Source organism: Pseudomonas sp. KB_15, assembly GCF_052114525.1.
In the GTDB taxonomy this organism is placed as follows: domain Bacteria; phylum Pseudomonadota; class Gammaproteobacteria; order Pseudomonadales; family Pseudomonadaceae; genus Aquipseudomonas.
The window spans coordinates 608065-623428 of the sequence record NZ_JBFREX010000003.1; the positions used below are offsets into that span (position 1 = coordinate 608065).

The window sequence follows — 15364 nt, forward strand, 5'->3', positions numbered from 1 at the left end:
GTAACACCTATCAGGTTAGCAAGCGGGAGCCTTGCGGCTCCCGCTGCGGCTTACCAGGTTTGGGTGGCCTTGAACTTCTCGATACCGGCTTTCATGCCAGCGTCGATTTCGTCATTGAAGTCACCCTTCACGTTGATCTTCGCCATCAAGTCGGCGTGATCGCGGTTGAAGAAAGCAATCAGCGCTTGTTCGAAGCTGCCGATCTTGGCGATTTCAACGTCAGTCAGGAACCCACGCTCAGCGGCATACAGCGACAGCGCCATGTCGGCGATCGACATTGGTGCGTATTGCTTCTGCTTCATCAGCTCGGTAACGCGCTGACCATGCTCAAGTTGCTTACGGGTCGCTTCGTCCAGGTCAGAAGCGAACTGGGCGAATGCCGCCAGTTCACGGTACTGAGCCAGAGCGGTACGGATACCACCGGACAGCTTCTTGATGATCTTGGTCTGAGCGGCACCACCCACACGGGATACCGAAACACCGGCGTTCACTGCAGGACGGATGCCCGAGTTGAACATGGCCGATTCCAGGAAGATCTGACCGTCGGTGATGGAAATCACGTTGGTCGGAACGAACGCGGAAACGTCGCCAGCCTGGGTTTCGATGATCGGCAGTGCGGTCAGGGAACCGGTTTTGCCGGTCACTGCGCCGTTGGTGAACTTCTCTACGTACTCTTCCGAAACGCGGGATGCGCGCTCCAGCAGACGGGAGTGGAGATAGAACACGTCGCCTGGGTAAGCTTCACGGCCTGGTGGACGGCGCAGCAGCAGGGAAATCTGGCGGTAAGCCACTGCTTGCTTGGACAGATCGTCATAAACGATCAGCGCGTCTTCACCGCGGTCGCGGAAGAATTCACCCATGGTGCAACCGGAGTACGGTGCCAGGAATTGCAGCGCAGGAGATTCCGAAGCACTGGCAGCCACGATGATCGTGTTGGCCAGGGCGCCGTTTTCTTCCAGCTTGCGAACCACGTTGGCGATGGTCGATTGTTTCTGACCGATCGCTACGTAGACGCAGTAAATGCCGCTGTTTTTCTGGTTGATGATCGCGTCGATCGCCAGAGCGGTTTTACCGATCTGACGGTCACCGATGATCAGCTCACGCTGGCCACGGCCGACAGGGATCATGGCATCGACAGCCTTGTAGCCAGTCTGTACAGGCTGGTCTACCGACTTACGCCAGATCACGCCTGGAGCAACTTTCTCGACCGCGTCGGTCTCGGTGTTGCCCAGTGGACCTTTGCCGTCAACAGGGTTACCCAGTGCGTCGACTACGCGACCCAGCAGTTCCTTACCAACCGGAACTTCCAGGATGCGGCCAGTGCACTTGGCGCTCATGCCTTCAGCCAGAGACTGGTATGCGCCCAATACAACGGCACCTACGGAGTCTTGCTCCAGGTTGAGGGCCATACCGAAGACGCCGCCCGGAAACTCGATCATCTCGCCGTACATTACGTCGGCCAGACCGTGAATCCGCACGATACCGTCAGATACGCTGACGACAGTGCCTTCGTTACGGGCTTGGGAGGTCACATCGAGCTTGTCGATGCGGCCCTTGATAATTTCACTTATTTCGGAAGGATTGAGTTGCTGCATTGCTCTGCTGCCCCTTCAAACTCAAGATTTCAATGCTTCGGCAAGTTTCGCGATTTTTCCGCGAATCGAGCCATCGATAACCAGGTCGCCGGCGCGAATGACGACACCACCAATAAGGGCAGCGTCCTCCGCAACTTGCAGGCGCACTTCCCGGTTGAGTCGTGCACTGAGAACCTTGGCGAGTTTGTCTTGCTGTTCTTGGTTCAATGCGAAAGCACTGGTCACTTCAACGTCTACCGACTTCTCTTGCTCGGCCTTGTACAGGTCGAACAGAGCGGCGATCTCCGGCAACAGCGGGAGACGGTCGTTTTCGGCAACGACATTGATGAAGTTCTGTGCCTTCACATCAAACTTGTCGCCGCACACGTCAATGAACGTGGCGGCCTTTTCTGCGCTCGTCAGTCGCGGGGCCTTGAGCACACGCTGCATGGTGTCGTCTTCCGACACCAGTGCTGCCAGGCCGAGCATGGCTGACCAATTGGCCAGTTGCTGGTGGGCCTGAGCGTGCTCGAAGGCCGCCTTAGCGTAAGGTCGGGCCAACGTGGTCAGTTCTGCCATGATCGCCCTCGCTTAGATTTCAGCAGCCAGTTGGTTAACCAGCTCTGCGTGCGCGTTTTGATCGATTGTGGCACCCAGGATCTTCTCGGCGCCGCCGACTGCCAGCAAGCCCACTTGGGCACGCAGCGCGTCTTTGACACTGTTCAGTTCCTGTTCGATCTCGGCTTGAGCCTGAACCTTCACACGGTCAGCGTCGACACGGGCTTTTTCAACAGCCTCTTCGACAATCTGATTACCGCGTTTCTTGGCTTGCTCGATGATTTCAGCTGCCTGAGCTTTCGCTTCGCGCAGTTGCTGACCCGCTTTCTCTTGGGCCAACTCCAGGTCGCGAGCTGCTCGGCTGGCAGCGTCCAGACCATCAGCGATCTTCTTTTGACGTTCGTGCAGTGCCGCAATGACCGGAGGCCATACGAACTTCATGCAGAACAGTACAAAAATCAGGAACGCAACGGACTGGCCAATCAGGGTCGCATTAATGTTCACGCCAACACCTCGCAGTTACGTTGTCCATCACACCAAATTACCCGGAAGATCCGAGTAATTAGCCAGCGATTTGACCAACGAACGGGTTCGCAAAGGTGAAGAACAGAGCGATACCAACACCGATCATGGTTACGGCGTCGAGCAGACCGGCAACGATGAACATTTTAACTTGCAGCATTGGAACCATTTCTGGCTGACGCGCTGCGCCTTCCAGGAACTTGCCGCCCAGCAGGCCGAAACCAATTGCGGTACCCAGTGCGCCCAGGCCGATCAACAGTGCAACAGCGATAGCGGTTAGACCAACTACAGTTTCCATCTTTCCTCCCGACTTTTACGTCGTATGGTTTAGGTTTTTTAGATTAAAGCGGTAAAACAAATCGTTTCAGAGGCCCCGTGAAGAGCCCCTTCCCGTTTGACCGGGAAGGACATCAGACTAGTCGAGACTGGTCTTAATGGTTTTCTTCGTGCGCCATCGACAGGTAGACGATGGTCAGCATCATGAAGATGAACGCCTGCAGGGTGATGATCAGGATGTGGAACACAGCCCACGCCCACTGCAGAACAACGCCCAGGCCGCTCAGCCAGAGCAGGCCGCTGCCGAACATCACAGCGATCAGAATGAACACCAGCTCGCCGGCATACATGTTGCCGAACAGACGCAGAGCCAGGGAGATAGGCTTGGCGATCAGGGTCACGAATTCCAGCAGGAAGTTCACCGGAATCAGCAAAGCCTGAAGGAAAATATTCTTGCTGCCGAACGGGTGCAGGGTCAGCTCGCCGATGAAGCCGCCGAGGCCCTTGATCTTGATGCTGTAGAAAATGATCAGCGCGAACACCGTGAAGGCCATGGCCAGAGTAGCGTTCGGGTCGGTGGTCGACACGGCGCGGAACGGGATGTGGTGGTCGCCGGAGATCAGGATGGCCAGCTGAGGAATCCAGTCGACCGGTACCAGGTCGACGGCGTTCATCAGGAACACCCAGACGAAGATGGTCAGTGCCAGCGGTGCAATCACCGGGCTACGGCCATGGAAGCTGTCTTTCACGCTGCCATCGACGAATTCGACCAAAACTTCAACGAAGTTCTGCAAAGCACCTGGCTGACCCGAAGTCGCTTTCTTGGCCGCCATGCGGAAAAGAAGAACGAAGATCAGACCCAATGCGACCGACCAGCCGAGGGTATCGACGTGGAAAGCCCAGAAGCCCATTTCCTTGGCTTCTGCTGCGGTGTGGGCAAAGCCCCAGCCGCCGGTAGGGAGCTGACCGAAGGTCAGGTTCTGCAAGTGGTGCTGGATATAGCCCGAAGCGGTTGTTTCTGCCATGGTTGCCTCAAACGCCCTAAGGTCTCGAAAGTCTTGTTCTCATCAGCAGGGGAGCGAACCAGCTGACCAGTTGGGTCAGCACGAAGACGCCGAATACAGCTAGCGGCGCCAATGGCTTCACACCTGCGAACGTCAATGCAAAAAGCACCGCCGTCAAAATCAGTTTGCCCGCCTCGCCGGCATAAAATGACCGGACGATGGCTTGAGCTGCCCGGGCGCCGGAAAACCGAAATGCCCTGTGAGCGAAATAAACATTGGGAAGCAAGGCTATCAGGCCCCCGCAAAGTCCCGAGTACCCGGCAACGACTCCATACCGTTGCCAGAGCGCCAAAGCGGCAATGAGCAGAACGACAAATTGAGCCATTAACACCGGAAAAACTGCCAGGCGATGGAACGGCAAGCGGTTTGGCGTGCGGGTTTCCATCACTTTTACTCTCCAATGGTCGGCTGCCGAAATTCAATAACTTGGCATAATTTGTGCCGACAAAATGCGCGCAGAGTATAGGGGCGGTTCTGCCCCTATTCAACTGTCAGGTAGTGATTTCCGTCTGCACGCTACATGAGGAAATGTTTCAGCGGATATGTGCGAGTACACCTTGAAGCTCATCGAGGGAGTTGTAACCAATCACCAACTGCCCTTTACCCTTCTTACCGTGGCGAATCTGCACCGCAGAGCCTAGGCGCTCGGCCAGGCGCTGTTCGAGACGAGCGATATCCGGGTCCGGTTTTGCCGGTTCAACAGGCTCCGGTTTGCCACTCAACCACTGGCGAACCAGTGCCTCAGTCTGGCGCACGGTCAGTCCGCGTGCGACAACATGTCGCGCCCCTTCAACCTGTTGATTTTCCGGCAAACCGAGCAAAGCGCGGGCATGACCCATTTCCAGGTCGCCGTGGGACAACATGGTCTTGATGACTTCCGGCAAGGAAATCAGGCGCAGCAGGTTAGCCACGGTCACCCGGGACTTGCCCACTGCCTCGGCCACCTGTTGCTGGGTCAGCTGGAACTCCTGCTGTAAACGCTGCAGGGCCACCGCTTCTTCAATCGGGTTCAGGTCTTCGCGCTGGATGTTCTCGATCAGCGCGATGGCGATCGCGGTTTCATCGGGTACATCGCGAACCATCGCCGGGATGGTTTCCTGCCCGGCTTGCTGGCTGGCGCGCCAGCGGCGTTCGCCGGCAATGATTTCAAAGCGGCCGCTGCCGATCGGGCGAACCACGATGGGCTGCATGACGCCCTGGGCCCTGATCGACTGCGCCAGTTCTTCGAGCGCCTGCGGATCCATGTCACGACGCGGCTGGTATTTGCCGCGCTGGAGCAGATCCAGGGGAAGGTGCTGCAGCTCACGCTGATCGGCTTGCGCCGCTTGTTCTTCCAGCGAGCTGACAGTCGGACCACTCAACAGAGCATCCAGTCCACGTCCGAGACCTCGTTTCTTGACGGCCATGGGGATTCCTTAAGTTGCCTGAGCAGCGGCGATGCGTGAGTTTTTGCGTTGACGACGAACCATTTCGCCCGCCAATGCCAGATAGGCAACGGCGCCCCGCGATGATTTGTCGTACGCCAGCGCCGGCATGCCGTAGCTTGGCGCTTCGGCCAGACGGATGTTGCGCGGAATGACGGTGTCGTAGAGCTGCTCGCCGAAGTGCTCCTTGAGCTGCGCCGAGACATCGTTCATCAGGCTCAGGCGCGGGTCGTACATCGTACGCAGCAGGCCTTCGACCTTGAGGTTCGGATTCAGCAGTTCGGCGATGCGCTTGATGTTATCCACAAGGTCGCTCAAGCCTTCAAGAGCGAAGTACTCGCATTGCATGGGGATAATTACCCCGTCGGCGGCAACCAGTGCATTCAATGTCAGCATCGACAGCGACGGCGGGCAGTCAATCAGGATGTAGTCGTAGTTTTCCCGGATCGGCGCCAGCGCACTGCGCAGACGGCTTTCCTTCATCTGCATTTCCAGCAGCACCACTTCGGCCGCGGTGAGGTCGCGGTTGGCCGGCAACAATTGGTAACCACCGTGTTCGGAGAAATGCATGGCCTGGGCCAGGTCACATTCGCCGATCAGCAGGTCGTAGACCGAGTTTTCCAGGCCATGTTTATCCACACCGCTACCCATGGTGGCGTTGCCCTGTGGATCGAGGTCGATCAACAGCACCCGGCGCTTGGTCGCGACCAGGGATGCTGCGAGGTTGATGCAGGTGGTGGTTTTGCCCACGCCACCCTTTTGGTTCGCTATCGCGAATACCTTAGCCATTCTTGCTTGTGTTCCCAATCATGCCGTGCGGCGCAGTATCAGCAGATGGCGTTGGCCTTGGCAACCAGGTACGGCCAGGGCGTGTTCGCTATCGAGGTGGAAGTCTGCCGGCAATGCTACCAGCTCATCGGCCGGATGAACGCCCTTCATTGCCAGCCAGCGTGTTTCGCTATCGCCGAGGTGGCGAGTCCAGTTGCTGAAGTTTTCCATGCTGCTGAACGCCCGGGAAATGATCCCGTTGAACGGCTGGGCAGGCTGGAACGCTTCGACGCGACTGTGGATAACTTGCAGGTTATCCAGTTTGAGTTCGAGTTTGACCTGGGTCAGGAAGCGGGTTTTCTTGCCGTTGCTGTCCAGGCAAGTCACCTGGGACTCGGGAAACAGGATGGCCAGCGGAATGCCGGGCATGCCGCCGCCGCTGCCGACGTCGAGCCAGCGACCGTTTTCGATGAACGACATCACACTCAGACTATCGAGCAAGTGACGGGAAACCATTTCGTCCGGATCACGCACGGCGGTGAGGTTGTAAGCCTTGTTCCACTTGATCAACAGGGCCAGGTAACCCAGCAGTTGTGCGTGCTGGGTTTCTGTCAGCGTGACACCGAGTTGGCGGGCACCTGTGGATAACTCTTCTGCGTGTTGCGAAGTGACCAACGAACTCAAGCGCTTTGCTCCAACTGACGGCCCGCGCCGCGTTTTTTCAAATGAATCATCAACAGCGAAATCGCTGCAGGCGTAACGCCCGGGATACGCGACGCCTGGCCCAATGTCTCTGGACGGGTCGCACCGAGCTTGCTCTGGATCTCTTTGGAGAGACCGGAAATGTTCGTGTAATCGATATCCACAGGCAGTTTGGTGTCTTCGCTGGCGCGCAGGCGTGCGATTTCATCCTGTTGACGATCGATGTAGCCGGCGTACTTGGTCTTGATTTCGACCTGTTCGGCGACTTGTGGATCTTCTGCGCCCCCACCGGTCACGGCAATCAGACCAGCGTAGTCGATTTCCGGACGACTCAAGAGATTCAGCAGGTTGTATTCGTGGGTCAGCGGCGTGCCGAACTTTTCGGCAATCGCATCGCCTTGTTCGGTGCCCGGACGTACCCAGGTGCTTTTCAGGCGCTGCTCTTCCAGTTCGATGCTTTCGCGTTTTTTGCAGAAAGCGGCCCAACGCACGTCATCCACCAGGCCCAATTCGCGACCTTTTTCGGTCAAGCGCAGGTCGGCGTTGTCTTCGCGCAGGATCAGACGGTATTCGGCACGGGACGTGAACATCCGGTACGGCTCTTGGGTGCCGAGGGTAATCAGGTCGTCGACCAACACGCCAATGTAGGCCTCGTCGCGACGCGGGCACCAGGCATCTTTGCCTTGCGCACGCAGTGCGGCGTTGGTCCCGGCCAGCAAACCCTGGGCGCCGGCTTCTTCGTAACCGGTGGTGCCGTTGATTTGCCCGGCGAAAAACAGGCCGCCGATGACTTTGGTTTCCAGGCTGTATTTCAAATCGCGTGGATCGAAGTAGTCGTACTCGATCGCGTAGCCCGGACGCACGATGTGCGCGTTTTCCATGCCGCGGATCGATTGCACGATCTGCAATTGCACGTCGAACGGCAAGCTTGTGGATATCCCGTTCGGATACAGCTCGTTCGTCGTCAAACCTTCCGGTTCGATGAACACCTGATGGCTTTCCTTATCGGCAAAGCGATGGATCTTGTCTTCGATCGACGGGCAATAACGTGGACCGATGCCTTCGATCTCGCCTGCATCGGAATACATCGGCGAACGGTCGAGGTTCGCAGCAATGATTTCGTGGGTGCGGGCATTGGTGTGGGTAATCCAGCAGCTGACTTGCTGTGGATGCTGTTCCTTGTTGCCCATGAACGACATCACCGGGATCGGCGTATCACCCGGTTGCTCGGACATCACCGAGAAATCCACAGACCGGCCGTCGATACGCGGCGGAGTACCGGTTTTCAAACGACCGACACGCAGTGGCAGTTCACGTAGACGGTGAGCCAGCGCGATCGATGGCGGATCACCGGCGCGACCACCGGAGAAATTCTGCAAACCGATGTGGATAAGTCCACCGAGGAACGTACCGGTGGTCAACACCACGGAGTCGGCGAAGAAACGCAGGCCCATTTGCGTGACAACACCACGGACTTGTTCCTGTTCGACGATCAGATCGTCAGCAGCTTGTTGAAATATCCACAGGTTCGGCTGGTTTTCCAGGATTTCGCGGACAGCGGCCTTGTACAGAACCCGGTCTGCCTGTGCGCGAGTAGCGCGTACGGCCGGGCCTTTACGGCTGTTCAACACGCGAAACTGGATGCCGCCTTTATCGGTAGCCATGGCCATCGCGCCGCCTAAGGCGTCGATTTCCTTGACCAGATGGCTTTTGCCGATCCCGCCGATGGCCGGGTTGCAACTCATGGCACCGAGGGTTTCCACGTTATGCGTCAGCAACAGGGTTTTGACCCCCATACGTGCTGAGGCCAGTGCTGCCTCGGTACCGGCATGACCGCCGCCGATGACGATCACTTCAAAACGGGAAGGGAAATCCACCACGCACCTCGTGCCTGCTTAAGTAGGTAATTCAGGAATAGTTTGAGCTCAGGTTTTTGGACCTGGTCGACAAGTATAGGGACTTCGCCCTTCCTAAAGAACCCTTTGCACAAAAATTAACCAGCTGTGGAAAAGACGGAGTTATAGAAATTAAAAAGAGAGAAATTTATTAAATCTTTGTTTTTATGTTTATTTCTATGCACCTGCCTTTCTGTGGATAGATTGATACAGGCCTTTGTTTTCAATGTGTACAGAGATTCAAAACCCTGTGTTCATGTGCCAATGAGGCCATTGGATAACCGGTGTAAGCCTGTGGATTAAAGGGGTGGTTATCCACAGAGGTGGTTATGTTCAGTTTTCGAGCCCTGTTATCAACTGACCTTAGCGGCGGTTATTCACAGGGCTTAATCCACAGAAAACTGCCGTTTGCTCGAAATTCAGGTACAGGAATTCCGCTCAAGCAGACAAAGTCAGCTCGGCACTGGAGGGGTTATTCTGAAAAGGAGAGAGCAGACAGGCACGAATGGCCTGTCTGTGAACAACAGGAGGGCTATTTACCGATACAGAAACTGGAAAAAATTCGCCCCAACAGATCATCGGAGCTGAACGCGCCGGTAATTTCTCCCAGCGATTGCTGAGCCTGGCGCAAATCCTCGGCCAACAACTCGCCCGCACCGGCCAGGGTCAATTGGGCACGACCATGCTCGAGGGCAGCACTGGCATGACGTAGCGCCTCAAGGTGTCGCCGGCGAGCGCTGAAGCTGCTTTCGGACGTTTGTTCATAGCCCATGCAGGCCTTGAGGTGATCACGCAGCAAATCCAGGCCCGCACCACCAGACTTGGCACTCAGGCTGATGGTGACGTGACCGTCTTGACTGACTTCCAGGGCAATGGCTTCGCCCGTGAGGTCGGCCTTGTTGCGGATCAGGGTGACTTTCGCGGGATCGGGACGGATTTCCAGAAACTCCGGCCAGAGTGCGAATGGATCGAGGGCTTCCGGTGCCGTGGCATCGACCACCAGCAGAACCCGATCCGCTTCGCCGATGGCTTTCAAGGCACGCTCGACGCCGATTTTTTCCACATGATCATCGGTATCGCGCAGACCGGCGGTATCTACTACGTGCAACGGCATGCCATCGATGTGGATATGTTCACGAAGCACATCGCGGGTGGTGCCGGCAATTTCGGTCACGATCGCCGCTTCACGCCCGGCCAGGGCATTGAGCAGGCTGGATTTACCGGCATTCGGACGACCGGCAATGACTACGGTCATGCCGTCACGCAGCAAGGCGCCCTGCCCGGCTTCGCGCATGACGGTGGATAACTCGTCGCGCACCTTGTCGAGCATGCTCAGGACGTGGCCATCGGCGAGGAAGTCAATTTCCTCCTCCGGAAAATCGATGGCCGCTTCGACATAGATTCGCAGGCCGATCAGTTGCTCGGTGAGGTTATGCACACGTGACGAGAAAGCCCCCTGCAGGGAGCGCAACGCGTTTCGCGCAGCCTGGGCAGAACTGGCTTCAATCAGGTCGGCAATGGCTTCGGCCTGGGCGAGGTCCAGTTTGTCGTTCAGGAAGGCGCGCTCACTGAATTCCCCCGGTCGGGCGAGCCGGCAACCCAGTTCCAGGCAGCGCTTGAGCAACATATCCAGAACGATCGGACCGCCATGGCCTTGCAACTCCAGCACATCTTCGCCAGTGAACGAGTTCGGGCCAGGGAAATACAAGGCAATGCCCTGGTCCAGCACCTCGTCGTTTTCACCGAAAAATGGACCGTAGTGAGCAAATCGCGGCTTGAGCTCGCGACCACTGAAGGCCTTGGCCGCAATGCTGGCCAACGGCCCGGAAATACGCACGATGCCTACACCACCGCGACCTTGAGCGGTGGCGACGGCGGCGATGGTTTCACGAGGAACGCTCATAAACCGGTATCCAGACAAAAGTGACAGATAGCAAAACGCCCCACTAGGGGGCGTTTTGAGTGGTTATCCACAGTGTAAATCAGGCAGCTGCTTTGGTAGCCGCTTCGATCTTACGAGTGATGTACCACTGTTGGGCGATCGACAGGCAGTTGTTCACTACCCAGTACAGCACCAGACCTGCCGGGAACCACAGGAAGAAGAAGGTGAAGATGATCGGCATCAGCTTCATCACCTTGGCCTGCATCGGATCCGGAGGAGTCGGGTTCAGCTGCTGCTGGATGAACATGGTTGCACCCATGATGATCGGCAGAATGAAGAACGGATCCTTGATCGAAAGGTCAGTAATCCACAGCATGAACGGCGCCTGGCGCATTTCAACGCTTTCCAGCAGAACCCAGTACAGTGAGAGGAAAACCGGCATCTGCACGAGGATTGGCAAGCAACCACCCAGCGGATTGATCTTCTCTTTCTTGTACAGCTCCATCATGGCTTGCGACATTTTCTGCCGGTCATCGCCATGTTGCTCTTTCAGCGCGGCCAGTTTCGGAGCCACTGCACGCATGCGCGCCATGGATTTGTAGCTGGCAGCCGACAACGGGAAGAAGATCCCTTTGATCAGCATGGTCAGGAAGATGATCGACCAGCCCCAGTTACCCACAATGGCGTGGATGTGTTGCAGCAACCAGAAGATTGGTTGGGCGATGAACCACAGAATGCCGTAGTCGACGGTCAATTCCAGACCTGGGGACAACTCTTTCAGCACGGCCTGACTTTTCGGACCGGCGTACAGAACAGCGCTGGTTTCAGCCTTGGCACCCGGCGCTACACTCATCGATGGGCCGGTGTAGCCGATGATGTAGTTGCCCTTGCTGTCTTTACGGGTCTGGACGACGTTGTTTTCGCCCTTGGCCGGAATCCATGCGGTCACGAAGTAGTGCTGCAACCAGGCAACCCAACCGCCAGTGACGGTTTCCTTCAACGGCGCCTTGTCCATGTCCTTCATGGACACTTTCTTGTACGGCTCGGAACTTGTCCACAGGGCAGCGCCCAGGTAAGTCGCAGTGCCGGTAGCCGTGGTCGACGAAGGATCGGCGCTGGCGTCACGCTTCAATTGCGCGAACATCGCACCCGTCCAGGGCTGAGCGCTCTGGTTGTCGATCAGGTAGGAAACGGTTACGTCATACAGGCCGCGTTTCAGGGTGAAACGCTTGATGTAGTTGACGCCGTCCTTGCTGAACTTCAGGTCCACGACCAATTGGTCTTGACCGTCAGCCAGCTGATAGACCTTCTTCTCCGAGGAATAAACCGGACGACCGGCAGGATTTGCATCCGGACCGTTGCTACCGATCAGACCGCTTTGCGCCAGATAAGTACGTTCGCCGCCGTTATCGAACAGCTGGAACGGAATTTCCGGGTGATCCTGACGACGCGGATACAGCGGCAGGGTCAGCTGGGCAACATCGCCACCTTGTGGGTCGACAGCCAGGTCCAGTACATCCGTTTTGATCTGGATGAGGTCCTTGCTCACAGCCACCGGAGTTTCGGCAGGTGCGCTGGTGTCGCTTGCAGCACGTGGAATGTCGTCACTGGCAGAAGCGTTGGAGCCAGATGCCGTATCCGGCAGGCCCGATGCAGTCGTATTGGTGGCAACATTCTGAGTCGGCAGGGCAGCCTGACCATAGTCCTGGTTCCATTTAAGAACCATAACGTAGGACACGATTGCCAGGGCGACGATCAGGATCGTGCGTTTGATATCCATGATTACTCGGCCATCGAAGAAGAACGGGAGGTAGGGATAGGTGGAACCGGGTCATAACCACCGGGATTCCACGGATGACAGCGACCTAAACGACGAAAGGTCAGCCAGCCACCGCGAAGAAGGCCATGATTTTCGATGGCTTCTAACGCGTAGCAGGAACAACTGGGGTAGAAACGACAGTGACTGGCCATCAGGGGACTAATGGCATAGCGATAAAACTGGATCGGAACGAGTGCCAGTTTACGCATCTGGACTGTCTACCCCTACAGTTTCGGTTTTGACTGCTGGTACCGGCGAACTGCGAGCCAGGCGTTTCCAGAGTTTGCCGAAATGCTGAATCAATTCGGGGTTTTCTACATCACCCAAACCTTTGCGCGCGACGATAACGATGTCCCAACCGACCAGCGAATCCTGGTTCAGGCGAAACGATTCGCGCATCAGACGTTTGAGGCGATTGCGCTCGACGGAGAGCTTTACGCTCTTTTTCCCGATAACCAACCCGAGACGGGGGTGATCAAGATCGTTGTTGCGCGCAAGGAGCAGGAGATTTTTCCCCGGAACCTTGCCGGTAGGGGAGTCAAAGACTGCCTTGAAATGCCGGGGAGTAAGCAGACGCTTTTCCCGACTGAAGTCCTGACTCACCTCCAGTGCCGGCTTATCAAACTGCCAGACGCGCACGACCTTTGGCGCGACGACGCGACAGTACGGCACGACCGTTCTTGGTAGCCATGCGAGCACGGAAACCGTGGGTACGAGCGCGTTTGATAGTGCTTGGTTGGAAAGTACGTTTCATTGTCGTGTTACCTGGTTCGTCCACAACGGGCCGGAATGGCCCCCGTTTTAAGAGACCGGGGATTCTAGAGAAAGCAAGCCTTCAGGTCAATTTCCAACCAGCGTTTCCTTATAAATAGATCTCCAGACGTTTTGCGCTGTACGAACCGCCGGTAAATATAGAAATAAGAAAGGAAAGTATTTAAAGCTTTTCTGTAAAGCTTATAAAAGCTAGGCTCGCCACCTTCTGTGGATAACTCGATCGGGCCCTTGTTTTACCTGATGTACAGAGAATGACAACTACAGTGGAAAACAGTGTTCAGCCTGTGCTGCGCTGTCGGATAACCTGTGTGTGGAAGGTCGGTTTATCCACAGGCTGGTTATCCACCGGGTTTCGCCCCCACTTGTGCAATGACCTTAAGCCAGGTTATCCACAGAGCTTATGCACAGACCACTGGTCGCCTTGTTTGCGTATAAAACGACGATTCTTCTTGGTCGATGAACCACCTTCGTGTGGATAAGTCGGCGTCTGGTCGCTACAATGGCCGCTTGTTTTTGCCTCACCGGCTTTCAACTTAGGGGATATCCGTGTCAGTGGAACTTTGGCAGCAGTGCGTGGAGCTTTTGCGCGATGAGCTGCCTGCCCAACAATTCAACACTTGGATCCGTCCACTACAGGTCGAAGCCGAAGGCGACGAGTTGCGTGTCTATGCGCCCAATCGTTTTGTTCTGGACTGGGTCAACGAAAAATACCTGGGGCGTGTTCTCGAGCTGCTCGATGAGCACGGGAATGGCATGGCGCCTGCGCTTTCCTTATTAATAGGCAGCAAACGCAGTTCGGCACCCCGGGCTGCGCCAAATGCTCCCCTGGCTGCCGCGGCTTCCCAGGCGCAGGCTGCTCAAGCGCCCGCCAGCCCGCCGCCGTCAGCACCAGCCGCCGCTTCGACCAAACGTGCCACGCAAAAAGTGACAGAGGTCACCGAGGAAGAACCTTCCCGTGACAGCTTCGATCCAATGGCCGGCGCCAGTTCTCAACAGGCTCCTGTGCGCGCCGAGCAACGTACCGTGCAGGTCGAAGGTGCGCTCAAGCACACCAGTTATCTGAACCGTACCTTTACCTTCGAGAACTTCGTTGAAGGTAAATCCAACCAGTTGGCGCGCGCCGCCGCCTGGCAGGTGGCGGACAACCCCAAGCACGGTTACAACCCGCTCTTCCTTTATGGTGGTGTTGGCCTGGGTAAAACCCACTTGATGCATGCTGTGGGTAACCATCTATTAAAGAAGAACCCGAATGCCAAGGTGGTGTACCTGCATTCCGAGCGTTTCGTGGCGGACATGGTCAAGGCCCTGCAACTGAACGCGATCAACGAGTTCAAGCGCTTCTACCGTTCGGTAGATGCGTTGCTGATCGATGACATTCAGTTCTTCGCCCGCAAAGAGCGTTCCCAGGAAGAGTTTTTCCACACCTTCAACGCCCTGCTCGAAGGTGGCCAGCAGGTCATTCTCACCAGTGACCGCTACCCGAAAGAAATCGAAGGCCTTGAAGAACGCCTCAAATCCCGCTTTGGCTGGGGCCTGACCGTAGCGGTCGAGCCGCCGGAGCTGGAAACCCGGGTGGCGATCCTGATGAAGAAGGCCGATCAGGCCAAAGTCGAGTTGCCTCACGACGCCGCGTTCTTCATTGCCCAGCGCATTCGCTCCAACGTCCGTGAGCTGGAAGGCGCGCTCAAACGCGTGATCGCCCACTCGCACTTCATGGGCCGCGATATCACCATCGAGCTGATTCGCGAATCCCTGAAGGACTTGTTGGCGTTGCAGGATAAACTGGTCTCTGTGGATAACATTCAGCGCACTGTCGCCGAGTACTACAAGATCAAGATCTCCGACTTGCTGTCCAAACGCCGTTCGCGTTCGGTCGCTCGTCCACGGCAGGTCGCCATGGCGTTGTCCAAGGAATTGACCAACCACAGCCTGCCGGAAATCGGCGATGTGTTTGGCGGTCGCGACCATACGACGGTTTTGCACGCGTGCCGCAAGATCAACGAACTTAAGGAATCCGACGCGGACATCCGCGAGGACTACAAGAACCTGCTGCGTACACTGACCACTTGATGAACACCAGCGCAGCTTATTAAGGCAAGGGACTAG

Annotated in this window: 16 protein-coding genes; 1 reads left to right on the forward strand and 15 read right to left on the reverse strand. The window is 56.6% G+C overall.

Annotated features, from left to right (window positions below; translation table 11 throughout):
• Positions 1–50 precede the first annotated feature (50 nt).
• From atpA to rpmH, 15 genes are all read right to left on the reverse strand, one after another.
• Positions 51–1595 (reverse strand): F0F1 ATP synthase subunit alpha, encoded by a 1545-nt coding sequence (gene atpA / locus AB4Z35_RS07010; RefSeq protein WP_008045678.1) that lies wholly within the window; start codon positions 1593–1595, stop codon positions 51–53.
• A 21-nt stretch (positions 1596–1616) separates the two neighbouring features.
• Complete coding sequence (locus AB4Z35_RS07015) at positions 1617–2153, reverse strand: F0F1 ATP synthase subunit delta (protein ID WP_008002325.1); 537 nt, start codon at positions 2151–2153, stop codon at positions 1617–1619.
• Between the two features lie 12 nt (positions 2154–2165).
• The gene (locus AB4Z35_RS07020) at positions 2166–2636 is read right to left on the reverse strand and encodes a F0F1 ATP synthase subunit B (protein ID WP_007934339.1); all 471 of its coding nucleotides are present in this window, start codon (positions 2634–2636) and stop codon (positions 2166–2168) included.
• A gap of 58 nt (positions 2637–2694) precedes the next feature.
• Complete coding sequence (gene atpE / locus AB4Z35_RS07025) at positions 2695–2952, reverse strand: F0F1 ATP synthase subunit C (RefSeq protein WP_003097235.1); 258 nt, start codon at positions 2950–2952, stop codon at positions 2695–2697.
• A 133-nt stretch (positions 2953–3085) separates the two neighbouring features.
• Positions 3086–3955: a F0F1 ATP synthase subunit A gene (gene atpB / locus AB4Z35_RS07030; protein ID WP_442096438.1), complete on the reverse strand. Its 870-nt coding sequence runs from the start codon at positions 3953–3955 to the stop codon at positions 3086–3088.
• A gap of 16 nt (positions 3956–3971) precedes the next feature.
• The gene (locus tag AB4Z35_RS07035; RefSeq protein ID WP_007985054.1) at positions 3972–4379 is read right to left on the reverse strand and encodes a F0F1 ATP synthase subunit I; all 408 of its coding nucleotides are present in this window, start codon (positions 4377–4379) and stop codon (positions 3972–3974) included.
• Positions 4380–4527: 148 nt separating this feature from the next.
• On the reverse strand, positions 4528–5400 hold the full coding sequence (locus AB4Z35_RS07040; protein ID WP_102700984.1) for a ParB/RepB/Spo0J family partition protein: 873 nt from the start codon (positions 5398–5400) through the stop codon (positions 4528–4530).
• Between the two features lie 9 nt (positions 5401–5409).
• Complete coding sequence (locus tag AB4Z35_RS07045; protein ID WP_008002319.1) at positions 5410–6207, reverse strand: ParA family protein; 798 nt, start codon at positions 6205–6207, stop codon at positions 5410–5412.
• An 18-nt stretch (positions 6208–6225) separates the two neighbouring features.
• Positions 6226–6870, reverse strand: a complete 645-nt coding sequence (rsmG, locus tag AB4Z35_RS07050; RefSeq protein WP_007969895.1) for a 16S rRNA (guanine(527)-N(7))-methyltransferase RsmG — start codon at positions 6868–6870, stop codon at positions 6226–6228.
• Positions 6867–8765 carry a tRNA uridine-5-carboxymethylaminomethyl(34) synthesis enzyme MnmG gene (mnmG, locus tag AB4Z35_RS07055; protein WP_442096439.1) on the reverse strand — a complete coding sequence of 633 codons (1899 nt, stop codon included), beginning with the start codon at positions 8763–8765 and terminating at the stop codon, positions 6867–6869. The genes rsmG and mnmG overlap by 4 nt, the downstream gene beginning before the upstream one ends.
• Positions 8766–9315: 550 nt before the next feature.
• Complete coding sequence (gene mnmE / locus AB4Z35_RS07060) at positions 9316–10686, reverse strand: tRNA uridine-5-carboxymethylaminomethyl(34) synthesis GTPase MnmE (protein ID WP_442096440.1); 1371 nt, start codon at positions 10684–10686, stop codon at positions 9316–9318.
• A 79-nt stretch (positions 10687–10765) separates the two neighbouring features.
• Positions 10766–12445: a membrane protein insertase YidC gene (yidC, locus tag AB4Z35_RS07065; protein WP_008002313.1), complete on the reverse strand. Its 1680-nt coding sequence runs from the start codon at positions 12443–12445 to the stop codon at positions 10766–10768.
• 2 nt (positions 12446–12447) lie between these two features.
• A complete protein-coding gene (gene yidD, locus AB4Z35_RS07070; protein WP_010207715.1) occupies positions 12448–12693 on the reverse strand; it encodes a membrane protein insertion efficiency factor YidD in 246 nt (81 codons plus the stop codon).
• Positions 12686–13087: a ribonuclease P protein component gene (gene rnpA, locus AB4Z35_RS07075; protein WP_015097448.1), complete on the reverse strand. Its 402-nt coding sequence runs from the start codon at positions 13085–13087 to the stop codon at positions 12686–12688. The genes yidD and rnpA overlap by 8 nt, the downstream gene beginning before the upstream one ends.
• Before the next feature lie 16 nt (positions 13088–13103).
• Entirely contained in the window at positions 13104–13238 is a 135-nt protein-coding gene (gene rpmH / locus AB4Z35_RS07080) for a 50S ribosomal protein L34 (RefSeq protein WP_003213577.1), read from the reverse strand.
• Between the two features lie 566 nt (positions 13239–13804).
• On the opposite strand from rpmH, the gene dnaA reads away from it, so the two are divergent.
• A complete protein-coding gene (dnaA, locus tag AB4Z35_RS07085) occupies positions 13805–15328 on the forward strand; it encodes a chromosomal replication initiator protein DnaA (protein ID WP_008002312.1) in 1524 nt (507 codons plus the stop codon).
• Positions 15329–15364 lie beyond the last annotated feature (36 nt).

Coding starts and splice junctions, on each gene's coding strand:
- atpE (WP_003097235.1), bottom strand. CDS start 2,952: ATGGAAACTGTAGTTGGTCTAACCGCTATCGCTGTTGCACTGTTGATC.
- AB4Z35_RS07040 (WP_102700984.1), bottom strand. CDS start 5,400: ATGGCCGTCAAGAAACGAGGTCTCGGACGTGGACTGGATGCTCTGTTG.
- rpmH (WP_003213577.1), bottom strand. CDS start 13,238: ATGAAACGTACTTTCCAACCAAGCACTATCAAACGCGCTCGTACCCAC.
- atpB (WP_442096438.1), bottom strand. CDS start 3,955: ATGGCAGAAACAACCGCTTCGGGCTATATCCAGCACCACTTGCAGAAC.
- AB4Z35_RS07045 (WP_008002319.1), bottom strand. CDS start 6,207: ATGGCTAAGGTATTCGCGATAGCGAACCAAAAGGGTGGCGTGGGCAAA.
- atpA (WP_008045678.1), bottom strand. CDS start 1,595: ATGCAGCAACTCAATCCTTCCGAAATAAGTGAAATTATCAAGGGCCGC.
- yidD (WP_010207715.1), bottom strand. CDS start 12,693: ATGCGTAAACTGGCACTCGTTCCGATCCAGTTTTATCGCTATGCCATT.
- yidC (WP_008002313.1), bottom strand. CDS start 12,445: ATGGATATCAAACGCACGATCCTGATCGTCGCCCTGGCAATCGTGTCC.
- AB4Z35_RS07035 (WP_007985054.1), bottom strand. CDS start 4,379: ATGGAAACCCGCACGCCAAACCGCTTGCCGTTCCATCGCCTGGCAGTT.
- AB4Z35_RS07015 (WP_008002325.1), bottom strand. CDS start 2,153: ATGGCAGAACTGACCACGTTGGCCCGACCTTACGCTAAGGCGGCCTTC.
- mnmE (WP_442096440.1), bottom strand. CDS start 10,686: ATGAGCGTTCCTCGTGAAACCATCGCCGCCGTCGCCACCGCTCAAGGT.